20 protein-coding genes are annotated in these 22,313 nt (G+C 71.3%); 5 read left to right on the forward strand and 15 right to left on the reverse strand.

The features are described 5' to 3' along the window. The first annotated feature begins 269 nt into the window (after positions 1-269). Complete coding sequence (locus H9Y04_RS34500; RefSeq protein ID WP_187818096.1) at positions 270-1,607, forward strand: M14 family metallopeptidase; 1,338 nt, start codon at positions 270-272, stop codon at positions 1,605-1,607. 6 nt (positions 1,608-1,613) lie between these two features. Here the strand turns inward: H9Y04_RS34500 and H9Y04_RS34505 are convergent, their stop codons facing one another. The 8 genes from H9Y04_RS34505 to H9Y04_RS34540 all read right to left on the reverse strand — a co-directional run bounded on the left by H9Y04_RS34505 (position 1,614) and on the right by H9Y04_RS34540 (position 10,036). Then, entirely contained in the window at positions 1,614-2,156 is a 543-nt protein-coding gene (locus H9Y04_RS34505; protein WP_187818097.1) for a hypothetical protein, read from the reverse strand. A 55-nt stretch (positions 2,157-2,211) separates the two neighbouring features. Continuing rightward, a complete protein-coding gene (locus tag H9Y04_RS34510) occupies positions 2,212-3,171 on the reverse strand; it encodes an AAA family ATPase (RefSeq protein WP_187818098.1) in 960 nt (319 codons plus the stop codon). Positions 3,172-3,339: 168 nt separating this feature from the next. After that, positions 3,340-5,313, reverse strand: coding sequence for an ATP-binding protein (locus H9Y04_RS47840; protein ID WP_187818099.1), 1,974 nt, complete (start codon positions 5,311-5,313; stop codon positions 3,340-3,342). Positions 5,314-5,397: 84 nt separating this feature from the next. Next, the gene (locus tag H9Y04_RS34520; protein ID WP_187818100.1) at positions 5,398-5,625 is read right to left on the reverse strand and encodes a hypothetical protein; all 228 of its coding nucleotides are present in this window, start codon (positions 5,623-5,625) and stop codon (positions 5,398-5,400) included. A gap of 283 nt (positions 5,626-5,908) precedes the next feature. Continuing rightward, positions 5,909-7,399 carry a GntP family permease gene (locus H9Y04_RS34525; RefSeq protein WP_187818101.1) on the reverse strand — a complete coding sequence of 497 codons (1,491 nt, stop codon included), beginning with the start codon at positions 7,397-7,399 and terminating at the stop codon, positions 5,909-5,911. A 192-nt stretch (positions 7,400-7,591) separates the two neighbouring features. Next, positions 7,592-8,002 carry a RidA family protein gene (locus H9Y04_RS34530; protein WP_165334226.1) on the reverse strand — a complete coding sequence of 137 codons (411 nt, stop codon included), beginning with the start codon at positions 8,000-8,002 and terminating at the stop codon, positions 7,592-7,594. Positions 8,003-8,042: 40 nt separating this feature from the next. After that, positions 8,043-8,792: an IclR family transcriptional regulator gene (locus tag H9Y04_RS34535; RefSeq protein WP_187818102.1), complete on the reverse strand. Its 750-nt coding sequence runs from the start codon at positions 8,790-8,792 to the stop codon at positions 8,043-8,045. After that, a complete protein-coding gene (locus tag H9Y04_RS34540; protein ID WP_308801490.1) occupies positions 8,789-10,036 on the reverse strand; it encodes a sugar kinase in 1,248 nt (415 codons plus the stop codon). The genes H9Y04_RS34535 and H9Y04_RS34540 overlap by 4 nt, the downstream gene beginning before the upstream one ends. Positions 10,037-10,248: 212 nt before the next feature. Between H9Y04_RS34540 and H9Y04_RS34545 the strand changes: the two genes are divergently transcribed. From H9Y04_RS34545 to H9Y04_RS34560, 4 genes are all read left to right on the forward strand, one after another. Then, the gene (locus tag H9Y04_RS34545) at positions 10,249-11,577 is read left to right on the forward strand and encodes an amino acid deaminase (protein ID WP_187818103.1); all 1,329 of its coding nucleotides are present in this window, start codon (positions 10,249-10,251) and stop codon (positions 11,575-11,577) included. 248 nt (positions 11,578-11,825) lie between these two features. Further along, on the forward strand, positions 11,826-13,427 hold the full coding sequence (locus H9Y04_RS34550; RefSeq protein WP_187818202.1) for an N-acyl-D-amino-acid deacylase family protein: 1,602 nt from the start codon (positions 11,826-11,828) through the stop codon (positions 13,425-13,427). A gap of 227 nt (positions 13,428-13,654) precedes the next feature. After that, a complete protein-coding gene (locus tag H9Y04_RS34555) occupies positions 13,655-14,860 on the forward strand; it encodes a Cmx/CmrA family chloramphenicol efflux MFS transporter (protein ID WP_187818104.1) in 1,206 nt (401 codons plus the stop codon). A 132-nt stretch (positions 14,861-14,992) separates the two neighbouring features. Next, positions 14,993-16,204: a pyridoxal phosphate-dependent aminotransferase gene (locus H9Y04_RS34560; protein WP_187818105.1), complete on the forward strand. Its 1,212-nt coding sequence runs from the start codon at positions 14,993-14,995 to the stop codon at positions 16,202-16,204. A gap of 148 nt (positions 16,205-16,352) precedes the next feature. Here the strand turns inward: H9Y04_RS34560 and H9Y04_RS34565 are convergent, their stop codons facing one another. The 7 genes from H9Y04_RS34565 to H9Y04_RS34595 form a co-directional block, all read right to left on the reverse strand. Then, complete coding sequence (locus H9Y04_RS34565; protein WP_187818106.1) at positions 16,353-16,745, reverse strand: SCO4983 family protein; 393 nt, start codon at positions 16,743-16,745, stop codon at positions 16,353-16,355. A gap of 75 nt (positions 16,746-16,820) precedes the next feature. After that, positions 16,821-18,062, reverse strand: coding sequence for a hypothetical protein (locus H9Y04_RS34570; protein WP_187818107.1), 1,242 nt, complete (start codon positions 18,060-18,062; stop codon positions 16,821-16,823). Beyond that, positions 18,059-18,877: a PP2C family serine/threonine-protein phosphatase gene (locus H9Y04_RS34575; RefSeq protein ID WP_187818108.1), complete on the reverse strand. Its 819-nt coding sequence runs from the start codon at positions 18,875-18,877 to the stop codon at positions 18,059-18,061. Before H9Y04_RS34575 ends, H9Y04_RS34570 begins: the two co-directional genes overlap by 4 nt. Positions 18,878-18,880: 3 nt before the next feature. After that, on the reverse strand, positions 18,881-19,651 hold the full coding sequence (locus H9Y04_RS34580) for a vWA domain-containing protein (RefSeq protein ID WP_236071826.1): 771 nt from the start codon (positions 19,649-19,651) through the stop codon (positions 18,881-18,883). Further along, positions 19,641-20,792, reverse strand: a complete 1,152-nt coding sequence (locus H9Y04_RS34585) for a hypothetical protein (protein ID WP_187818109.1) — start codon at positions 20,790-20,792, stop codon at positions 19,641-19,643. Before H9Y04_RS34585 ends, H9Y04_RS34580 begins: the two co-directional genes overlap by 11 nt. 75 nt (positions 20,793-20,867) lie before the next feature. Beyond that, a complete protein-coding gene (locus tag H9Y04_RS34590; RefSeq protein ID WP_187818110.1) occupies positions 20,868-21,326 on the reverse strand; it encodes a hypothetical protein in 459 nt (152 codons plus the stop codon). Then, positions 21,304-22,305, reverse strand: coding sequence for a serine/threonine-protein kinase (locus tag H9Y04_RS34595; protein ID WP_187818111.1), 1,002 nt, complete (start codon positions 22,303-22,305; stop codon positions 21,304-21,306). Before H9Y04_RS34595 ends, H9Y04_RS34590 begins: the two co-directional genes overlap by 23 nt. Positions 22,306-22,313 lie beyond the last annotated feature (8 nt).

A 22,313-nucleotide genomic window follows, 5' to 3' on the forward strand; every position in this document is an offset into this window, starting at 1 on the left:
CTCCCCGCTCGTCCCCAGTGATCGAGATCACCGGTCACCATCGGCGGTTTCCGGCCGTGGCACAAGAGGGCGGGCGGGACTCGGCCTTGACGGGACCATGCCACTCCCCCACGATGACCCCGCACAACCGCACCCGCCTCACCGCATAGCGGACACCGCACCGCCGCACTCGCACCACCGCATTCGGCACCGCCGCACGCGCACCACCGCACCCGCACCGCCGCACACGCGTCGCCATGAGCCACCCCCACCACGCTTACGGAGATGTCATGCGTCTACGCATCCGCGGGAAGAGAACCGCGGCCCTCGCCGCGGTCATAGCCCTCGCACTCGCCGCACCGCTCACCGCCGACGCCTCGCCCGACGAGGCACGTGCCGCGGCGGCCGCCCAGGAGGAGAGCCGGCAGCAGTACGAGATCCATGTGCACAGCAACAAGCTCGACCGGGCCGCCGTCACGAGGATCGCCAAGTCCGGCGTCTCCATCGACGAGAGCGACGGACACACCGTCGTCGTCACGGCCAATGCCGCCCAGGCCAGGCAACTGCGGGGCCAGGGCTACGAGTTGGAGCCGCTCGGCGCCGTACCGGAGCGCCTGGAAGGCGCGGACGTCAAGCCGCTCGACTTCCCGTCGGCCGACTCGCGCTATCACAACTACGCGGAGATGAACGCGGAGATCAACCAGCGGATGTCCGCGTATCCGTCGATCATGAGCAAGCGCGTGATCGGCAAGTCGTACCAGGGCCGGGACATCGTCGCCATCAAGATCAGTGACAACGTGGCGAGCGACGAGGCCGAGCCCGAGGTCCTGTTCACGCACCACCAGCACGCGCGTGAGCACCTCACCGTCGAGATGGCGCTCTATCTGATACGTGAACTCGGCGCCGGCTACGGCTCGGACTCGCGGATCACGAACATGGTCAACGGCCGCGAGATCTGGATCATCCCGGACGTCAACCCGGACGGCGGCGAGTACGACATCGCCACCGGCTCGTACCGCTCGTGGCGCAAGAACCGGCAGCCCAACTCCGGTTCGTCGTACGTCGGTACGGACCTCAACCGCAACTGGAACTACCGTTGGGGCTGCTGCGGCGGCTCCTCGGGATCGACCTCGTCGGAGACCTACCGCGGCCCCTCGGCCGAGTCGGCGCCCGAGGTGCAGGTCGTGGCGAACTTCGTGCGCAGCCGGATCGTCGGCGGCAAGCAGCAGCTCAAGGCGGGCATCGACTTCCACACGTACAGCGAGCTGGTGCTCTGGCCGTACGGCTACACGTACAACGACACCGCGACGGGTCTGACGGCGGACGACCGCAACGCGCATGCGACCGTCGGCCAGAAGATGGCGGCCTCCAACGGCTATACGCCGCAGCAGTCGAGCGATCTGTACATCACGGACGGATCCATCGGCGACTGGATGTGGGGATCGCAGAAGATCTTCCACTACACCTTCGAGATGTATCCGCGGTCGTCGAGCGGCGGCGGCTTCTACCCGCCCGACGAGGTGATCGAGCGGGAGACCTCGCGCAACCGGGACGCGGTCCTTCAACTCCTGGAGAACGCGGACTGCATGTACCGGTCCATCGGCAAGGAGGCGCAGTACTGCGCCTGACCGGCCTCAGGCTCTGTTGAGGAGCTGGGCCTGGTAGTACGCCGCTACCGGGCCCAGCTCCGTGAGCCACGCGATCAGCTTCTGCTGCTTCTTCGCGTTGACCACGCACTCGTGGAACCAGCCGGCGGCGTGGGTGATGCCCACCCGCAGGTGGACGCCCTGGGCCGTGTAGTGCAGGGCGGTGATCTGCTCCCACGGATGGTCGGTGACCTGGCCGCCCAGGTCGAAGGAGACGCCCTCGCCGTCGATGACGAGGGCGTTGGTCTTGTCGAACGCCACGAACTCGGGTCCGGTGGGCACCGGTTGGGGCGCGTACTGCGGGGGCGGCGGGATCTGGCCGGGGTGTGGGTACTGGCCGGGGTGTGGGTACTGGCCGGGTGGCGGGGACTGGCCGGGTGGCGGGGACTGGCCGGGTGGCGGGTACTGGCCGGGTGGCGTCGCGGCGCCGTACCCGGGTGACGCCCCGGGGCCGTACGCCGGGGGCGTGGCAGGTCCGTACGCGGGAGGCGGGCCGAAGGACTGTGTGCCGCCGTCGTGGTCCGCCGTCATCCCGGTTCTCCTCGCGCATCGCCGTCAGGGCTTCGGTGCCCCTCGGCGGCGCGGGTTACGCGTCGTCGTCCACGCCGTACAGGCCGAAGGCTCCCAGTTGCATCCTGCCGTACTCGCGATGGGCCAGCGGCAGGCGGTAGCGGTCCGGGGCGACGGGCAGCACGACGGAGGCCCGGAGCAGGAGGTCCAGCTCGTCGTCCACGTCGAAGAGCAGCCGGACCTGGTCGCGCGTGAAGGTGCAGCTGAACGCCGAGAGGCGGAACCACATCAGCTGCTCGCGGCGGCCGCACAGCTGGTAGCTCCATTCGACGGCCCGCCACAGGCTGCGGTGCCTGGCCGGTTCGGACGCGCCGTCGGTGAGGATCGCGAAGCGGCCGCCCGGCGTGGACAGACGGGCGAAGAGCTGCCGCGGCCCCATCCGGCGCAGTGCCTGGACCATGAGGACGACGCTCAGCGGATCGCCGTCGATATGCCGGGAGAGCAGATGCGCCCAGGCCTGGTCGAGGTCGACCTGGTGGGCGGCGGCCTGTGCCCGGAGCAGGTCCTCGGTCTGCTCATGGGTCATCGGGCTCACGGCGACCAGGTTCTCGTCCGCCGTGCCGAGCGGCCGGCGGCTTGTGGTGAGCAGCCGCAGCTTGGGGCAGGCGTCGCGGATCCGGTCCACGATCTGGGCGCCGCCGGCCGCCACGTGTTCGCAGGTGTCGAGGACCAGTACGCCGTGCTGCGGGGCGAGGGCGTGCAGCAGGCCGGGCAGCGGGTCGACGCTGTGGCCGGTGTCCGCGCCCAGTGCGTCGGCGATCACCTGCGGCACCTGGGCGGAGTCCTGGCAGCCGGTGAGGTCCACGTGCTGCACGGGGAGCCCGGTGGCCTGCGCCACCCGGGCCGCTAGATGCGACTTGCCGACCCCGGGCGGCCCCGTGAGGGTCAACTGCCCCTCGGATGCGAGGAGTTCGGCGAGCCCAGTGGGGGTGAGATCCTCGGCGGGGTCCGGGTCCGAGGTGCTGTGCGGGTACATGCGGACAGCGTGGTACCGGGTTGGGTGATGCGCATGCTGCGGGACAGGAGATGCGGGTACCTAATGTGCGGCGGGACAGTGTGTAGGTACCGGACCTATGTAGCGGCGTACGTAGGGACGTAGGTACGCGGAAGGTTCGGGCGCAGAGGAGTGGGGCCGAAGCGCCCGTTACGTACGGGAGTTCTCGGTCTCCGCGCGGACCAGCGCCGCGACCTCACACCGTGAGGCGACGCCCAGTTTGGCCAGGATGTGTTCGACATGGGCGTCGGCGGTGCGCTTCGAGATGACGATCCGTTCGGCGATCTCCCGGTTGGAAAGGCCCTGGTGGACGAGGGCGGCGACCTCGCGTTCGCGGCGGGTGAGGGAGTCGAGAGTGAGGGCGGAGGCGGTGGCGGACTCGGGTGCGGCGGACTCGCCGAGGCCGAGAGCGAGAGCCTGGGGAAGTCCCATGCGCTCGCCCTCCTCGTACAGGCGCCTGAACTCCTCTTCCCCCAGGGCCTGTTCAGAGGCTCTCTGGAAACTCCGGTCCAGTGCGTTGAGCTTCGGATCGCCCAGCAGAAGCGGAGCGATCCCGCGCCGGATGCCGGCCGCCGCACCGTACAGGCGGGCCGCTTCGCCATGGCGGGACTGGGCGGCCGCGATCCACGACACGGTCGACATGTGGTTGCTGACGCACACCATGTCCTGGAGGCGGGCCATGCCCCGCAGCGACTCACGTCCATGCTTCAGCGCATCGTCGAGATCGCCGTTCGCGATCCGGACGAGGCTGAGGTACAGATGGGTGACGCTCGTGAGCCAGAACTCACCCCGCGGCAGCACCTCAAGTCCGCGCTGCAGCAGCAGTTCGGCAGCCTGCGTGTCACCGAGGGTGAGGTGCCGGTCGGCCCCATTGCGGTAGTGCAAGCCGAGCAAGTACGGGTCCTTCAGGGCATGGACGAGCGGCTCGCACTCCTCCCCCGCCCGGCGGGCGTCGTCGAGGCGGTCCACGTGGGAGTAGGCGCCGAACAGATGCTCCAGGTTGAGGAGCCTGCCCTGAAGATCACCGCCCCGCAGGGACAGCTCGGCGCCCTCGGCCAAGATCTCGACCGCCCCCACCCGGTCCCCGGTCAGCAGTTTGCACACCCCGCGCTGGAAGCCGAGCCGGCCGCGGTCTGCGGGCGTACCGGCCCCGGTCGCCCACGCCCGGCCACCCCAGCGGAGCCCCTCCACGACTCGGCCGCGCCCGACCCACAACCCGACGAGCGCCCCGCAGAGCGCGACCGCGCCCGACTCTTCACCCGGGGTGGTGAGTGACCACTCCATGGCGACGCGGAAGTTGTCGATCTCCCGCTCGAAACGGTCGGTCCAAGTGGCCTGTTCGGGTCCGGACCAGGCCACGTTGCCCAAGCGTGCGAGGTGCAGACAGTGGTCACGGTGGCGGCGCTCGGCGCTCTCCTGGTCCCCTGATTCGGCAAGCCGCTCGGCGCCGTACTCGCGGAGGGTGTCGAGCATCCGGTAACGGTTGTCCTCCTCACCCTCCTCCCGGATGACGATCGACTTGTCGACGAGCCCGATGAGGTGATCGCCGATGTCGTATGCATCCAACTCGGCGTCCGCGCAGACCTGTTCGGCGGCCGTGAGGTCGAAGCCGCCCGCGCACACCGACAGGCGCGCCCACAGGGTGCGCTCCTCGGGCGTGCACAGCTCGTGGCTCCAGTCGATGGCCGTACGCAGCGTCTGATGGCGCGGATGCGCACCGCGGCCGCCGCCGAGCGCGCGGAAGCGGTCCTCCAGGCGGCGAAGGACCTGGTCGAGGGGCAGGGCGCGCAGCCGTACGGCGGCGAGTTCGAGGGCGAGCGGAATGCCGTCGAGGCGCCGGCACAGGGCGGCGACCTGCTCCTCGTTCGCGGACGTGAGGGCGAAGCCGGGGCGGGCGGCGGCGGCCCGCTCGGTGAACAGGCGTACCGAGTCGTCCCCTTCGAGCGGTGCCACGGCCAGGGTGTGCTCGGCGGGCACGTCCAGGGTCTGCCTGCTGGTGAGCAGCAGGCAGAGGCCGGGGCAGGAGCTCAGGAGGATCTCGGCGAGCATCGCGCAGGAGTCGACCAGATGCTCACAGGTGTCGAGGATCAGGAGCGACTGCTCCTCGCGCAGGAACTCCACCACGGCGTCGAGCGGCCTGCGCCCGGCCGCCTCCGGCAGGCCGAAGGCGGCGCCGACCGCGTGCGGAAGGAGTTCGCCGTCCTTGACTCAGGCGAGCTCCACCATCCGTACGCCGTCACGGAACCGGCTGGCGAGCACGGCGGCGGAGCGGATCGCGATCCGGGTCTTTCCCACGCCGCCGGGTCCCAGGAGCGTGACTATCCGGGCGGCGCCGAACAGCGTCCTCACGCTGTCGATCTCGCGCTCGCGCCCGATGAAACTCGTGGTCTCGCTGGGGAGTTCACCGCGTCGAAGGCTCAGGCCGATGTCCACCACGATCGATGCGCCTCCCGCGTTCCCGCCGTTCCTCCAGCGTACGGGGAGTGATCCGGCCGACGGCGCGAAACGGGAGAAGCGCCCCCGACCGGTGAGGATCGGGGGGCGCTCGGGCTCGGTATCCGCGCCTGCGGCGGTGTGCGTTGTCGGCGGTGTGCGTTGTCGGCGGGGCTCGTTGTCAGTGGGGCTCGTTGTCAGTGGGGCTCGATAGCCTGAGAAGGGCTTCGGCCCCCGGGCGGGAGGGGACTGTCCGGGCGTTCCCGGGGGACCGTTCGGGCCGCTCCTAGACGAACAGACTCAGCAGCGCCGCCACCGCGAACCCCGCCACCGACAGGACCGACTCCAGGACCGTCCAGGACTTCAGGGTGTCGCGCTCGGAGATGCCGAAGTACTTCGCGACGATCCAGAAGCCGCCGTCGTTGACGTGCGAGGCGAAGATCGAACCGGCCGAGATGGCCATGATGACCAGGGCGAGGAAAGCCTGCGAGTGGTTGCCCTCCGCGACCAGCGGGACGACGATGCCGGCCGTGGCGACGATCGCGACCGTGGCCGAACCCTGGGCGACGCGCAGGACCAGCGAGATCAGATACGCCAGGACGATGATCGGCAGGCCCATGTCGTCGAAGGTCTCGGCGAGCGCGTCGGCGATGCCGGAGCCCTTGAGCACCGCGCCGAAGACACCGCCGGCGCCGACGACGAGCAGGATGTTGCCGACCGGCTTGAGGGACGCGGTCGAGACCGTCTCCAGGGACTTGCGCGACCAGCCGCGGCGCAGACCGAGCAGGTAGTACGCCATGAGGAGCGCGATCGTCAGGGCCACGAAGGGGTGGCCGAAGAACTCGATGACCGAGCGCAGCGTGGACGGGTCGAGCGCGATGGAGGAGAAGGTCGCGGCCAGGATGAGCAGCAGCGGCGTACCGATGATGGTGAAGACCGTGCCGAGCGAGACGGGCTTCTCGGGCGGCGTGACACCGGCCGCACGCTGCTCGGCGGCGACGGCCTCCTTGGCCTCCTCGGCGGCTTCGAGCATGTCCTGCGGTACGGGGACGAAGATCTTGTTGCCGATCCAGGCCGAGTAGGCCCAGGCGGCGAGCACGGCGGGGATACCGCAGACGATGCCCATGACGATGACCCAGCCGAGCGACACGTTGAACAGTCCGGCCGCGGCGACGGGCCCGGGGTGCGGCGGCAGGAACGCGTGGGTCATGGACAGACCCGCGAGGAGCGGCATCGCGTACAGGAGGATGGACTTGCCGGAGCGCTTGGCGGCCGCGTAGACGATGGGCGCGAGGACGAAGATGCCCACGTCGAAGAAGACCGGGATACCGAAGATCAGGCCGGTCAGACCCATGGCGAGCGGGGCGCGCTTCTCGCCGAAGAGACCGAGCAGCCGGCTCGACAACACCTCGGCGCCGCCGGAGACTTCGAGGATCGCGCCGAGCATCGTGCCCAGGCCGATGATGATCGTGACATGGCCGAGGATGCCGCCCATGCCCGTCTCGATGAGCGAGGTGGCGGTGGACTTCTGGACCGTGCCGAAGAGTTCGGTGACGCTCAGGCCGGCCGACAGGCCGACGGCGATCGAGACCGCGAGCAGCGCCACGAAGGGCTGCAGCCGGACCTTGATGATCAGGAAGAGCAGCAGGGCGATACCGAGGACGGCGACCGTGAGCAGACCGCCGGTGCCGCCTATGAGGCTGAGGATGCCTCCGGTGTGCGGGGTCTCCGGTGGGGCGGCGGGCGCGGTGGCCGCGAGGGGTATTCCGGGCAACATGGGGGGAACTCCATCGTTCTGTACAGGTGTTGCGGCGGTTGCTTGTGGTGCGACGGGTGCTCGTGGTGCGACGGGTGCTCGTGGTGCGGTGGTTCAGGGCAGGGCTGATCGCGGCACGGCGCACGTACGGGGCTGTGCGCCGCGCCGGGGACGGGGACGGGGGCAGGGGCGGGTGGAGCTAACGGCACCAGGTCAGCCGAGGACGGCGAGGGCGTCGATCTCGATGAGGAGGCCCTTGGGCAGGCCCACGTAGACGGTGGTGCGGGCGGAGGCGGGGGCCTTGAGGCCCTGCTCCTCGAAGTACGCGTTGTAGATCTCGTTCATCTCCGCGAAGTGGTCCACGTCCGTGAGGTAGACGCGCATCATCATCACGTCGTCCCAGGTGGCGCCGCCCTCTTCGAGGATCGCCTTGACGTTGGCGAAGGTCTGCAGGGTCTGCTCGCGCAGCGTCGGGCCCGCGGGGGTCGGCGCCTTGCCCTCCTCGGCCGGCAGGAAGCCGACCTGGCCTGCGACCTGGAGGATGTTGCCCTTCTTGACGCCGTGCGAGAACTTCGCGGGCGGGGCGGTGTGGGTGGACGGCGTGAGCTGGATCTTCTCGGTCATGAACTTTCCTTGCTGGTGAGGGGTGTTGGCGGCGCCGGTCTCAGGTGGGGGTGTTGCCCGAGTACTCCCGGCTGATCGCGTCCGCGGTGCGGCGGACGACGGGGAGCAGCGTGAGGAGTTCCTCCGCGGTGACGACCACGCTGGGCGCCGACACCGACATCGCGGCCACCACGCGGCCGTCCGCGCCCCGGATGGGGGCGCCGATGCAGTTGATGGACTCCTCGTGGCCACCCAGGTCGGTGGCCCAGCCCTGTTCGCGTACGACGGTCAGTTCCTTGAGGAACGCGGTGGCGTCGGGGGTCGAACGGGGCGTGTACATGGGGTAGTCGAGCCGCTCGGCGACCGCGCGCCGCTCCGGCTCGGAGAGGTCGGCGAGCAGCAGCTTGGCGACCGCGGCGACCGTGATGGCCACGGGCTTGCCGATCCGGGAGTACATCCGCACCGGGTAGCGGCTCTCGACCTTGTCGATGTAGAGAACCTCGTTCTCCTCGTACACCGCGAGGTGGACGGTGTGCCCGATCTTGGCGTTGAGCTCGACGAGATGGGGGTGGGCGATCTCGCGCACGTCCAGGTTCTCGACGGCTTCCTGGGCGAGCGCGAAGAGGCGGGCGCCCAGGCGGTAGCGCTGGTCGGACTGGCGGTAGACGAGGCCGTGCTCGTGGAGCGTGCGCAGCAGGCGCAGGGCCGTGGACTTGTGGACGTCCAGGCGCTCGGCGACCTGGCCGAGGTCGGCGGGGCCTTCGGCGAGCAGCGGAAGGATGCTCAGTGCGCGGTCGACGGTCTGGCTCATGTGGTGATGACCTCCCCTTTCGTCCCGGTCGTGGTCCAGCCGGGGCCGAGCCGCAGTGTGCACCAGTCCTCGTCCGGGAGTTCGGCAAGGTGGTCCGCATGGGCGCGGCTGGGCGGTGCGGCCATGTCGCCGGCGACGGTGAGTGCGGCCGCAGCCCACAGGTGGCCGGTCCTGAGGCGCTGCGCGGCGGGCAGTTCGCGCAGCGTGGCCGAGAGGAACCCCGCCGCGAAGGCGTCCCCGGCGCCTACGGCGGCGACGACGTCGACGGTGAGGGCGGGGACATGGACGGTGAGGTCTCGGTCGGCGGCCTCGGCGGCCTGCGGCCGCGCGCTGCTCCGCCGCTCCTCGACGGTGAGGCCGGCCGACGGTTCGCGGTGGAAGACCGTCGCGCCGGTCGAGCCCTGTTTGACCACCAGGGTCCCCGGCTCCGGGAGCGCGGCGCGGATCGCGGCCGGGCCGCCGGTGATGCCCCAGGCCGCCTCGGCCTCGTCCTCGCCGACGAACACGAGGTCCGCGCCGCGCGCGAGATCCGCGAGCGTGGCGCCCGCGGTCGTCGGGTCCGGCCAGAGGCTGACGCGGTAGTTCACATCGAAGGAGACCAGGGGGCGGCCCGGGCGGCGGGTGGTGAGCTCGCGCATCAAGGCCAGGCAGTCGGGCGAGAGGGCGGCCGTGATGCCGGACAGGTGGAGAATCCGGGCGTCGGCGCCGACCGGGGTGTTGGCCGGTGACATCGCGGAGGCGGCGGAGCCCGCGCGGTAGTACGCGACTTCGGCGAGGGGTTCGCCGGGGGCGGCGTTCGCGGGGGCGGCGTTCGCGGGGGCGGCGTTCGCGGTGACGGCGTCCCCGATGGTCGCGTCCCCGGTGGTCGCGTCCCCGGTGGCGGAGGCGGGTGCCGCGCAGGTCGCCCGCTCTCCGGCCGTACGGAAGTAGATGCCGGTCGGGCGGCCCGGATCGCGGCGTACCGCCGAGGTGTCCACGCCGCAGCGCGCGATCTCGCGGGTCAGGTACTCGCCGAAGCCGTCGTCGCCCACGCGGCTGATCCAGCGCGCGGTGTGGCCGGCGCGGGCGAGGGTGCACGCGACATTGGACTCGGCGCCGCCGATCCCGCGGTCGAAGGCCGGTACGTCGGCGAGGCGCCCGGGCCGCGCGGGCCGGAACGTGACCATGGACTCGCCGAGGCAGGCGACGTCGAAGCGCGGGGCTTCGGCGGCGGCTTCGGGGCCGGACACGTTCGGGTGGGGCACGACGGCTCCTTCGGATGCTTGCTTATGTCTTGCTTACGCGCTCCCGGCGGCATCGACCTGAGGCCAACTTCCCCGGCGGGAGCGGACCTTGGTCCCGACTGTCCGTGACGCGACGGAGAGCGTTGACCCGGTGTTGGGACGGATGTTAGACAGAGGTAAGCGCAATACGCAATGGGCGTTGCAGAGGATGCAACGGGCCAGGAGGAGGGTTCATGGCAGCCGACAAGGTGGTCGGTGGGGGTACCCCCGGACGAAGCCCGAGGGACGGCGCCGACAGGGTCACCGCTCTCGCGGACGAGATCGTCGACTTCCGCTTCAAGGGGCTGCCGCCGAACGCCGACGGCCTGACCGTCGGCGAGCTGGCCGCCGAGCGCCGCAACCTCTTCACGGGCGGGTTCACCACCCCCGTGCTCGCACTCTCGGCCGAACGCGTCGAGCACAACCTCCGCCTCATGGAGACCTACTCCGAGCGCCACGGACTCGCCTTCGCCCCGCACGGCAAGACCTCGATGGCGCCACAGCTGTTCGCGCGCCAGGAGGAGTACGGCGCGTGGGGCATCACGCTGGCCAACCCGCACCAGACCCGCGTCGCGCGCGCCTTCGGTGTCCGCCGGATCTTCGTCGCCAACGAGATCGTGGACCCGGCCGGGCTCGCGTGGATCGCCGGCGAGCTGGCGGCCGACCCCTCCTTCCGGCTCGTCTGCTACGTCGATTCCGTACGGGGTGTGCAGCTGATGCACTCCGCCCTCTCCGCGGCCGGGGCCTCCCGTCCCGTGGACGTGGTGGTGGAGCTCGGCGCCGGCGAGGGTGCGCGGACCGGCGTCCGCACCGAGGCCGAGTGCGTGGAGATCGCGCTCGCGGTCGCGGCGGCGGACACGCTCCGCCTGGTGGGCGTCGCGGGTTACGAGGGCGAGGTGCCCGACGCGTCGCCGGAGGCCGTCACCGCGTGGCTGCGGCGCCTTGTCGCGCTCGCCGTGGAGCTCGACAAGGGCGGGCATTTCTCCGGCCTGGACGAGATCGTGGTCTCCGCGGGCGGGTCCGCGTGGTTCGACGCGGTGGCCTCCGTGTTCGCGGAGATCCCCGAACTGTCCGCCCCCGTACTGAAGTTGCTGCGCTCGGGTGCGTATGTCTCGCACGACGACGGTCACTACCGGCACCTGACGCCGTTCAACCGGGTGCCGGAGGAGGGTGCGCTGCAGCCGGCGTTCCGGCTGTGGGCGCAGGTCATGTCGCGGCCCACGCCGTCGCAGGCGTTCGCGAACGCGGGCAAGCGGGACGCGGCGTACGACCTCGACCTGCCCGTCGCGCAGGTGGTCCGGTCCGCCGCGGACGGGGTCGAGCGACCAGCCGAGGGTGTCACCGTGACCGGTCTCTCGGATCAGCACACGTGGCTGCGTACGGAGTCCTCGGCTGCGGTGTCGGTGGGCGACTGGGTGGGGTTCGGGTTGTCGCACCCGTGCACGTCGTTCGACAAGTGGCAGCTGATTCCTGTGGTCGAGTCCGACGGCACGGTCGTCGACTTCGTCCGCACGTACTTCTGATTCCCCCACCCCGCCCCTTCCCGAAACTGGGGGCTTCACCCCCAGACCCCCTTTTCGCGCTGAACGCGCTCGGCCTCAAACGCCGGCCGGGCTGAGTTTCAGCCCCTGCGGCGATTGAGCAGATCCGAACGAAGTTCGGATGCCGGGGTCTGGGGCGCAGCCCCAGTTTCGGGAAGGGGCGGGTAGGGGAAATCCGCCCGCCGCAGGCGCCCCACCCGCACCCACACAGCCCGCACATGGAGACCGACATGGACCTGGTCATCCGCAACACCCGCGTCGTCGACGGCACCGGCACCCCCTCGTACACCGCCGACGTGGCGATACGCGACGGACGGATCGCCGAGATCCGCAAAGAGGGCACCGGGCCCCGCCCGACAGCGAGACGCATTCTCGACGCCGACGGACTGGCACTCTCCCCCGGCTTCATCGACATGCACGCCCACAGCGACCTCGCCCTCCTCCGCGACCCGGACCACAGCGCCAAGGCCGCCCAGGGCGTGACCCTCGAAGTCCTCGGCCAGGACGGCCTCTCGTACGCGCCCGTCGACGACCGCACCCTCACCGAGGTCCGCAAGGCCATCACCGGCTGGAACGGCGACGGCTCCGACATCGACTTCGACTGGCGCACGGTCGGCGAGTACCTCGACCGCCTCGACCGGCAGGGCATCGCCGTCAACGCCGCGTATCTGATCCCGCAGGGCACGGTCCGGATGTACGCGGTCGGGTGGGACGACCGCGAGGCGACCACCCAAGAGATGGACCGGATGCGGCAGTTGGTCGCCGAGGGCATGGAGCAGGGCGCGGTCGGCATGTCCTCCGGGCTCACGTACACACCCGGCATGTACGCCAAGGACTCCGAGCTCGCGGAGCTCTGCAAGGTCGTCGCGCGCTACGACGGCTACTACTGCCCGCACCACCGCTCGTACGGAGCCGGCGCGCTCCAGGCGTACGAGGAGATGGTGAACCTGACGCGGGAGGCCGGCTGCGCGCTCCATCTCGCGCACGCCACCATGAACTTCGGCGTGAACAAGGGCAAGGCACCCGATCTGCTCGCGCTGCTCGACGGCGCCCTCGACGACGGCGCCGACATCAGCCTCGACACCTACCCGTACACCCCCGGCTGCACCACGCTCGTCGCGATGCTGCCGAGCTGGGCGAGCGAGGGCGGGCCCGAGGCGATCCTCGCGCGGCTGCGGGACGACGCGACCGCCGAGCGGATCCGCCACCACATGGAGGTCATCGGCGCGGACGGCTGCCACGGGGTGCCGATCGAGTGGGACACGATCGAGATCAGCGGGGTCTCGGACCCGGGCCTGGCGTCCTGCGTGGGCAAGACCATCCAGCAGTCCGCGGACATGCGCGGCGAAGAACCGTGGGTCACGGCCCGCCGGCTGCTCATCAACGACCGTCTGGGCTCGACGATCCTGCAGCACGTCGGCCACGAGGAGAACGTCCGGCTGATCATGAAGCACCGGGTGCACACGGGTGGTTCGGACGGCATTCTGCAGGGCTTCAAGCCGCACCCGCGCGCGTACGGCACGTTCCCGCAGTATCTCGGCCGCTACTCGCGGGAGTTGGGGATCCTCTCCCTGGAGGAGACGGTCGCGCACCTCACCTCGCGCCCCGCCGCCCGCCTCCGCCTGCCCGACCGCGGCCTCGTCCGCGAGGGCTACCGCGCCGACCTGGTCCTCTTCGACCCGGAGACGGTCGCGGCCGGTTCGACCTTCGAGTCGCCCCGTACGCTCCCGACCGGCATCCCGCACGTCCTGATCGACGGCCGGTTCGTGATCGAGGACGGCAAGCGGACGGATGTGCTCGCGGGGAGGTCGGTGCGGCGGACCGCCGCCTGAAAACCGAGTGGACCGCAGGCCCGGCCCCGGCCTAACCTGCGGTCCATGTCCAGCCCCGAGGCCTCCAGACTCTAGCCACCGGCTCCCCGGTGGCTGCTCGCGCCGATCCGCCCCGCCTCTGCGCGCGGGGCGCGCCGCCTGCTGCCGGCCTGCCGTCTCACGGTCCCTTTTCCTCCGGCTCGTACGCCTGCGCGCGTACGGCCCACCGTGTGCTGCGGAGTTCTGCTGTGCCTCTTTTCCTCTATCTCCTCGGCCTTGCCGTGTTCGCGCAAGGCACCTCGGAGTTCATGCTCGCCGGGCTCGGCCCGGACATCGCCCGCGACCTCCATGTCCCGCTCTCCGACGCCGGGTTGCTGACCTCGGCCTTCGCGGCCGGCATGGTCGTCGGGGCGCCGCTGATGGCGGTGCTCGGGCGGCGCTGGTCGCCGCGCGGGGCGCTGCTCGGCTTCCTGTCCGTCTTCGTCGTCGTGCATGTCGCCGGCGCCCTGACCGGCAGCTTTCTCGTGCTCCTGGTCACCCGGATCGTCGGGGCCCTCGCCAATGCGGGCTTCCTGGCCGTCGCCCTGGCGACCGCGGTCTCGGCGGTCGGGCCCGACCGGAAAGGCAGGGCCACCTCCATCCTGCTCGGCGGGGTGACCCTGGCCTGTGTGGCGGGTGTACCGGCGGGTGCGTTCCTCGGCCAACTCTGGGGCTGGCGCTCGGCGTTCTGGGCCGTGGCGGCGGTGTCGCTGCCGGCGCTGCTCGCGATCGTGCGGTCGGCACCGGGCGGAGCGCGCGGCGACTCCCGTACGGAAGCCGCCGAACCGCGTGCGCCGCTCGCCGCCGAGCTGCGGACCCTGCGCCGGCCGCGGCTGCAGCTCGCGCTGCTCCTCGGGGCGCTGGTGAACGGGGCCACCTTCTGCGCCTTCACCTACCTCGCCCCGGTCGTCACGGACGTGGCGGGACTCGCCGAAGGCTGGGTCCCGGCGCTGCTCGCCCTCTTCGGCATCGGCTCCTTCCTCGGCGTCACCCTCGCGGGCCGGCTCGCCGACACCCGCCCGCGCGCGGTGGCCGGCGGCGGGGCGGTGGCGCTGGTCTGCGGCTGGTCCCTCTTCGCGCTCACGGCCGGCTCCCCCGCGGCGACCGTCGCGCTCGTCCCGCTCCTGGGCACGCTCTCCTTCGGCGTCGGCGCCACGCTGATCTCCCGGATCCTGTACGCGGCCGAAGACGCACCGACCCTGTCCGGCGCCTACGCCACCGCGGCGCTCAACGTGGGCGCCGTCATCGGCCCCGCACTCGGCGGTATCGCCCTCACGTGGGGCGCACGCGGACCGCTGTGGGTGAGCGCGGCGCTCGCGGCACTGGCCCTTGTGGCGGTGCGGCGGGCGTTCGAGGTGGCGGACGTCACGTCTCCCGGCAAGGCTCCCCACATCCAAGCCCCGCCCGCCTCGTAATCCGGCATTCCGTACGTGCCCGCCCTCCGTCGCATTGCGATGGAAGGCGGGCCCGGAAGGGCGCGGAGATCAGTTCCCCGGGTGGCCTCAAACTCCGCGCGCCGGGACGAAACACGCTCGTAAAGTTGCCGCATGCAGCTGATCCAGTCGACGAAGCTCTCCAACGTCTGTTACGAGATCCGGGGTCCGGTTCTCGAGGAGGCCATGCGACTGGAGGCAGCAGGGCACCGGATTCTGAAGCTGAACACCGGGAACCCGGCGGCCTTCGGGTTCGACTGTCCGCCGGAGATCCTCGAGGACGTGCTCAGGAATGTGGGCTCGGCCCACGGATACGGGGACGCGAAGGGCCTGCTCTCCGCCCGGCGCGCGGTGATGATGCATTACCAGACGCTCGGCGTGGAGACGGATGTCGAGCATGTCTACATCGGCAACGGCGTCTCCGAGCTGATCGTCATGGCCATGCAGGCGCTGCTCGACGACGGCGACGAGGTGCTCGTGCCCGCGCCCGACTATCCGCTGTGGACGGCCGCCGTGTCGCTGTCCGGCGGTACGGCCGTGCACTACCGCTGCGACGAGCAGTCGGACTGGATGCCGGACCTCGCGGACGTGGAGCGGAAGGTCACCGACCGCACCAAGGCGATCGTGATCATCAACCCGAACAATCCGACGGGTGCCGTATACAGCGACGACGTGGTGCGCGGGCTCGCCGACATCGCGCGGCGGCACAATCTGCTCGTCTGCAGCGACGAGATCTACGACAAGATCCTGTACGACGGTGCCACGCACACCCCGACGGCCACGCTCGCGCCCGATCTGCTCACGCTGACGTTCAACGGCATGTCCAAGGCGTACCGGGTCGCCGGCTACCGCACCGGATGGATGGTCATCTCCGGTCCGCGGGCCCATGCCGCCTCGTACATCGAGGGGCTCACGATCCTCGCGAACATGCGCCTGTGCGCCAATATGCCGGCCCAGCACGGGGTGGTCGCGGCGCTCACCGGGCGGCAGTCGATCAACGATCTGGTGCTGCCGGGCGGGCGCCTTGTCGAGCAGCGGGACACGGCGTACGAGCTGCTCACGCAGATCCCGGGCGTGACGTGTGTGAAGCCCAAGGGTGCGCTGTATCTCTTCCCGCGGCTCGACCCGAAGGTCTTCAAGATCAAGGACGACCGGCAGATGGTGCTCGATCTGCTGCGGGCCGAGAAGATCATGGTCGTGCAGGGCACGGGGTTCAACTGGCCCGAGCCGGACCACTTCCGGATCGTGACGCTTCCGCAGGCCTCGGACCTGGCGGACGCGGTGACCCGGATCGGGCGGTTCCTGGACGGCTACAGCCAGCCGTAGGTCCGGTGGGCGGGGGCGGTTGGCTGTCGCGTGCGGGCCGGTGGGGGTGCGGGTGGTGCGCCTGCGGCGGGCTGATTTCCCCTACCCGCCCCTTCCCGAAACCGGGGCCGCACCCCGGGCCCCGCATCCGAACTTCGTTCGGATCGCCTCAGACGCCGGCGGGGCTGAGTGCGTGCGCCTCCATGCGGCGGGCCGCCAGGATCGCTGCCGAGGTGTCCGCTCGCGATGCCGCCACCACCAGGGCGCGGCCGGCCAAAGCGTGCGCGCGCTCGTGGAGGGCCGTGAGGTCGGTGGCCGACGTGACCGTCGCGCGGACCGGCGTACGGCCGCCACGCAGGCGGGTCACCGCGGCTTCCAACTCGGCGGCCGCGTCGTCGAGTTCGCCGGACGGCGCCAGACCCCGCAGCTCGTCCGTCACCGCCAGCAGGGCCGCGAGGTGACCGGCGAGCTGGAGCTCCAGCTCCTCCTCGCGCGTGCGGTGCGGGAAATCGCCGTCGGGGCCCGGCGTGTGGACCGACTTGGCGCGGATCGGCTCGTACATGGCAGGACCTCCAAGCTGGGATGATTCATATCCTAGCTTAGATTGAGTCTAAAGTTGAGTCCGCACCAAACCCCCTCACGGATCCATCGCGCTCGCCAGCAACGCCACCAGAATGATCACCGCGATCACCGCCATCAGCGCCCACACCAGCTTCCGGGCGTCGAAGCGTCCCGACGCGGCGAGCGGCGGAGGCACAGGAGGCGGCTGCGGGGACTGCGGCGGCACATGGACCTGGGTCCGCACCTGCTGCCGCGGCTCCGGCGCGTTGAACAGGTCCTGGCCCGTGGCCGCCGCCCGCGCGCACCAAGGACAGGACGTCAGATGAGAGCCGTACGTGTGGCGGGCGCGGGCGGTGCAGACGCGGACCCGGCCCCGTTCCTCGTCCAGGGCCCGCAGCCAGTCCTGCGCCGTCGGCCGGGACTTCGGGTCGAGCACCCCGGGCCCGAAGGCGCGGCGGGCCAGGGTGAGCAGGCCGGGCGGCAGGACGGTGGGGTCGATGATGCCGCGCGGGACGACCACCCTCTCCGGGCGGACCACGTACGAGATGGAGGCCGCGATGTTGTCCTTGACCGTCGAGTCCTCCTGGCTGTCGTGCGGGACGCCCCCGAAGGGATGGTTGCCGACGGCGAGCAGCTGATAGACGAGCACCGACAGGGCGAAGTCGTCGCTCTCCTTAGACGCCGGGCCGCCCGCCTGGCGTTCGGGGGCCGAGTAGTCCGTGGTGTGCATCAGGCAGGGGAAGGACTCGCGGGTCCCCCGGTCGGTGAAGGCGATGGAGTCGCAGTCGAGGAAGGTGACGAAGCCGTTGCGGTCGACGACGACATTGCTGCTGGAGAAGTCGCCGACGACGAGGCCTTCGTGGTGCATACGGGCCGTCATGAAGGCCAGGTTCCAGGCGACGCCGAGCAGGAAGCGCCAGTCGGCGCGCTCCGGGAAGAGGCGCAGGCGCTGTGAGCGCGTGAACAGGCCGACCAGCTGGACGTGTTCGGGTTCGCCGAAGCGGCGCATCGCATAGCCGAGGAAGGCGCCCTCGGGCGAGCGGGCGAGGGCGGTCGGCCAGGCCAGCTCGGGCGCCTGGTTGGAGTCGATCGGGCGGTCGCCGAGCGGGGACATGGCCAGCATGCGGGTGAGGCGGCGCTCCTGCTCGGCGCCGGGGCGTTCGCGGTAGAGCTTCACGACGATGCCGGGTTCGCCCTCGACGGGATAGACGGAGGCCTCGCCGCCGCCCTTCAGGGGGCGTTCGGCCAGCGTGACGGGCCGGCCGTCGAGCAGCACCCTGCGGCCGGTCCGGGCTCCCGCGCCGTTTGCCCCGCTCATACCCGTACCGCCCGAAGCAGCGTCTTGTCGTCCGCGTTCACCGCCGAGAGACGGTCCGAGCGCAGCAGCTCGGCGAGGTCCGCCTCCTCCGTGTCCGGATCCTTGGCGGAGGTTTCCAGCGGGCCCAACACCGCGGCCAGGAAAGAGGCGTTGGGGGTCTGGAAACGGGTGAGCGCGGCCTGCGTGAGACCGTCCGTGGAGAGGACCACCGCGTCGATCCCGGGGTCGTCCACGCAGTCGGTGCGCACCCAGCGGCCGGCGTCGCGCGAGGTGAGGAAGACCGTCTCATTGCTGTACTCGCTGGCCGCGGCGGCCTGCGGAAGCAGGTGGAAGAGCGGGATGCCGTCCTCGTCCGTACCCGCGCGGACGATCACCAGACCGTCACCGACGCTCAAGTGCCCCAGCCAGTCGGGGGTGATGACGACGACGGTGAGCGTGGTCGCGAAGTCCTGGGCCGGCGCGCCCGTCTGCTCCACGGCCACCAGGAACTCCCGGCACACCGACTGGAACGCGGAGTGAAGGAGCCCGTGCACCGCCTCCCCCGCCGGCACCCGCAGCTGCGCCGCCTCTCGGCCGAAGTGCTCGGTGGCCAGCCTCACCGCGAGCTGCGCGCCCTCCTGCGAACGCGGCCGGCTGCCCGCGCCGTCGGCCACGGCGAGCACGACGATCCGGTCGCCCGACCCCGTACGGAACTGGGCGCTGTGCCAGGCGTCCTGGCAGGGGACGCCGGTGCGCCGGTGCCGGTATCCCTCCACGCTCACCCCGTGCGTGCGCCACTCCCCGCCGGCGCGTGCCGACGCGCCCCCGCGCCCCATGGGTCAGGCTTCCCAGGCGGGGCGCTGTGTACGGAACTGGTGGAAGATCTTCTCGAAGGCCTCCTCGCCCTCGCCCTTCTGCTCGGCGGCCGCGCTCGCCGACATCATCTGCAGGAGCTCGCGGAACGGGAAACCCTGCAACTGCGCGTTGTACGTGGGTGCGAAGGCCCGCAGCACGGCCTGGCCGCGTTCGGTGATCCCGCCGACGCCGATCGCGTACAGGCGGAAGCGCCGCGAGCGCTGCTCCTCCGCGAGTACGGGGACGATGCGCTGCCAGGTGGTGGTGTAGTGGCCGGTGCCGTCGGTCGGCAGGCCGTCGGTGACCAGGCAGATCTGGGGGCGGTAGTACTGCAGGCCCAGTTTGCGCAGCTCGGTCTTGCGGGCGGCCACTATCTGCATGGCGAGTTCGACGGCCTCGGTCATCAGGGTCACGCCGTTCGCGGCGAGCGTCGGCGCCGTGAAGGCGTGCGCGGGCACGAACGGGCTGAGGTTCATCCCCGGATACAGCGGCTCGGCGCCCCGGTAGGCGGTCACGGACTGGTCCCCGAAGGTGATGACGGCGACCTCGACGCTGTAGCTGAGGCTGACGTCGTCGTGCAGCTCGCGGGTCCACTCCCGTAAGGCCTCGTTGAGCGCCTGGATCGGACGGCCTTCCATGGAACGGGAGTTGTCGAGGCACAGCACGAGCGGCAGCCGCTGGGCGTTGTTGTCCAGCTCGAAGTCGAAGTCCGCGTACTGGGGGACGGCGGTGGGCGGGGGCGGTTCATTCATCATGGCTGTCTCCTGAGTGCTGCGGGGTCCTCGCGAGGGGCAGGGCAAGGAGGTGCGGTGCGGCTTGCTCCGAGGGGTCGCTGTTCTCCGATACGTCGCGTACGCCGACGAACTCGCCGACGGCGGGCGGCGCGGAGGCGGGCCCGCCGGTCCAGCGGGCCCGGTGCAGACAGCGGTCGATCTCGACGTAGCCCTCGGGGACGAGGGGTGTGCGGACGAGGGCTTGGGGGTGCGGGGGTGCGGGCGGCACGTCGAAGGGCGTGACCGGGGCTGCGGGTTGGCGTGGCGCCCGGTGGCGTACGGGCTGGAGCGCCATGGTCCGGGTGGGGTCGGGGTGGTCGGACTCGGCGGGGCGGTCGAGGCGGTCGCGGTCGAGGCGGTCCCGCTCCAGTCGGTCCGGCCGGTCAAGCCGGTCAAGCCGGTCACGCTCCGGCCGGTCGCGCCGGTCCAGTCCGTCCACCTGGTCCGCAGCGCCGCCGGGCCCGGCGGAAGCTGAACGAATACGGCCCGGCGCGTGCCGCGCGGGACGTGCGTGGCCGACCGCGTGCGCGGGGCGCTGCACCGCCTTCAAGAGGAACACGACCAGAGCGAACAGCGCGGCGATGACGCCGAACAGCACCCACAGTGCGCCGTCGCCCCCGTCGTCCCCGCCGAGCGGATCCGCGAGATCGCCGCGCACCAGGTCCTCGCCCGACTGCTCGCGCGCGAGTGCCGCGCACAGCTCCCTGGCCGGCCGCCCCGCGCACAGGCCTGCCGCCTTCACGGCGGTGAGAGTGGACGGGTCGAGCGGGGTGATACGGCTCCCGTCCGCGACCCTGCGGTCCTTCGCGAGCAGCAGCAGGACCGAGCCGCCCTGCCCTGTCGTCTGCTTGTCCGGCACCTCGACGGCCAGACCGCTCCTGGCCAGCCGCCAGCGATGGTCGGAGAGGCTCAACTGGTGTACGGGGCGGCCGAGTTCGATCCGCCCCTTCACCTCGACGACGTCCGGACCCGGATCCCGCGCCGTCTCACGGTCCAGGCATTCCAGACGCTCGGACAGCGGGCCGGGACAGTCGAGGGTGTCCGCCGCGGCGGGGCCCGCCGTGAGCAGCCCCAGGACGAGCGCGCACCCGAGCCCCGCGCCAAGGAGTCCTCCGTGCCCCACCGCACACCCCCGCTCCGGTCGATCAGACCTGCCGAACCCGCCCCAGAACCCGCGTACTTGAAAGGCCAGGCGCCCTCACAGCCGGAACACCTGATGACACCGGGTGAACATCTGCCGCGCCTGGTCCGCCCAGTCGTCCGCCATCACCCCGAAGTCCTTGGGTGTCATCCGGCAGGCGAGCGGCAGCTGGCAGACCCCGGCGATACAGGGGTCGGGGCCGCGCACGTCCCAGACGGAGAGCATGGGGAAGAGCTGTTCGGTGTTCCATGCGTTGGCCGCTGCCGCCGCCACCGCGAGCTGGTCGCCGCGCAGCCGGCGCCCGTCGGTCATGAAGGCGACGAGCAGCCGCCGGGTCGTGGTGAAACGGAAGGTCAGCGTGCGTCCGGCGGACGGCAGCGCGAAGTCCAGGCTCAGCGCGTGCTCGTCCGCCTCGACACCCGCGCCGGTCGCGGCACCCCAGGTGCGGACCAACTCCCGCCAGTGCAGGCCGACTTCCAGCTCACGGCCCGCGTCAGCGCCCGCCCGTGGGTCCATGGCTCACCGCCCCCGCCACCATCGCGTCGGTGAGCCCGGCGTCGAGCAGGGCCTGCGCGTGCGACTGCAGACAGGACGGTACGGAGACCACCGCGGCCCGCGAGTCCTCGCCCCGCCGGCTGTCCAGGTCCCGCTCGCGCGTGCGGATGTCCGCGGCCACCGAGGGCGGCGGCCAGGGCGGTGCGCTGTCGTCGGGGGCGAGCAGTTCGAGCAGCGGGGCGAGCCGGGGCCGGGCGGCCGGGTCCTTGGCCAGACAGGGAAGCAGCAGACGGCACAACTCCTCGGGCGCACCGGCGAGATCGGGCGGCTCGGTCTGTACGCGCAAGGCCACTTGGTCTCCCGTACCGAAGGGAGAGCGGCCGGTGGCGGCGTACGCGAGCACCCCGGCGAGCGCGAAGACATCGGTGGGCGGGCCCACGCTGTCCCCGCTGAGCTGCTCGGGGGCCATGAACGGCGGGGTGCCCATGACGATGCCCGCCTGGGTGATGGTGCTGGAGCCGGCGATACGGGAGATGCCGAAGTCGATGACACGGGGGCCGTCGGCGGCGAGCAGCACATTGGAGGGCTTGAGATCGCGGTGCACGATGCCCGCGGCATGGATCGCCATCAGGGCCTCGACCAGCCCGGCGCCGAGGCGGCGCAGATACGGCTCGGTCAGCGGGCCGCCGGAGCGTACGGCCTCGGTCAGCGAGGGACCCGGTACGTACACGGTGGCGAGCCAGGGCAGATCCGCGTCCGGGTCGGCGTCGACGACGGCCGCGGTGAAGGCGCCGCTGACGGCGCTCGCGGCGGCCACCTCGCGGGCGAAGCGCATGCGGAAAGCGCTGTCCGCGACGAGCTCGGGACGTACGACCTTGACCGCGACCGGGCGTCCGGCGCGCGAGCGGGCGAGGTAGACCCAGCCCATACCGCCGGAGCCGAGCCGGCCCACGATGCGGTAGCCACCGACCCTCAACGGGTCACTGACCGGTGTCCTCATGGAGCGAG

This window comes from Streptomyces polyasparticus (assembly GCF_014493765.1).
In the GTDB taxonomy this organism is placed as follows: domain Bacteria; phylum Actinomycetota; class Actinomycetes; order Streptomycetales; family Streptomycetaceae; genus Streptomyces; species Streptomyces polyasparticus.

Excerpts from the sequence above, each read along its gene's own strand:
- H9Y04_RS34545 (WP_187818103.1), top strand. The coding sequence starts at position 10,249 with ATGGCAGCCGACAAGGTGGTCGGTGGGGGTACCCCCGGACGAAGCCCG.
- H9Y04_RS34565 (WP_187818106.1), bottom strand. The coding sequence starts at position 16,745 with ATGTACGAGCCGATCCGCGCCAAGTCGGTCCACACGCCGGGCCCCGAC.
- H9Y04_RS34510 (WP_187818098.1), bottom strand. The coding sequence starts at position 3,171 with ATGTACCCGCACAGCACCTCGGACCCGGACCCCGCCGAGGATCTCACC.
- H9Y04_RS34530 (WP_165334226.1), bottom strand. The coding sequence starts at position 8,002 with ATGACCGAGAAGATCCAGCTCACGCCGTCCACCCACACCGCCCCGCCC.
- H9Y04_RS34560 (WP_187818105.1), top strand. The coding sequence starts at position 14,993 with ATGCAGCTGATCCAGTCGACGAAGCTCTCCAACGTCTGTTACGAGATC.
- H9Y04_RS34595 (WP_187818111.1), bottom strand. The coding sequence starts at position 22,305 with ATGAGGACACCGGTCAGTGACCCGTTGAGGGTCGGTGGCTACCGCATC.
- H9Y04_RS34575 (WP_187818108.1), bottom strand. The coding sequence starts at position 18,877 with ATGGGGCGCGGGGGCGCGTCGGCACGCGCCGGCGGGGAGTGGCGCACG.
- H9Y04_RS34535 (WP_187818102.1), bottom strand. The coding sequence starts at position 8,792 with ATGAGCCAGACCGTCGACCGCGCACTGAGCATCCTTCCGCTGCTCGCC.
- H9Y04_RS34580 (WP_236071826.1), bottom strand. The coding sequence starts at position 19,651 with ATGATGAATGAACCGCCCCCGCCCACCGCCGTCCCCCAGTACGCGGAC.
- H9Y04_RS34505 (WP_187818097.1), bottom strand. The coding sequence starts at position 2,156 with ATGACGGCGGACCACGACGGCGGCACACAGTCCTTCGGCCCGCCTCCC.
- H9Y04_RS34590 (WP_187818110.1), bottom strand. The coding sequence starts at position 21,326 with ATGGACCCACGGGCGGGCGCTGACGCGGGCCGTGAGCTGGAAGTCGGC.
- H9Y04_RS34525 (WP_187818101.1), bottom strand. The coding sequence starts at position 7,399 with ATGTTGCCCGGAATACCCCTCGCGGCCACCGCGCCCGCCGCCCCACCG.
- H9Y04_RS34500 (WP_187818096.1), top strand. The coding sequence starts at position 270 with ATGCGTCTACGCATCCGCGGGAAGAGAACCGCGGCCCTCGCCGCGGTC.
- H9Y04_RS34550 (WP_187818202.1), top strand. The coding sequence starts at position 11,826 with ATGGACCTGGTCATCCGCAACACCCGCGTCGTCGACGGCACCGGCACC.
- H9Y04_RS34570 (WP_187818107.1), bottom strand. The coding sequence starts at position 18,062 with ATGAGCGGGGCAAACGGCGCGGGAGCCCGGACCGGCCGCAGGGTGCTG.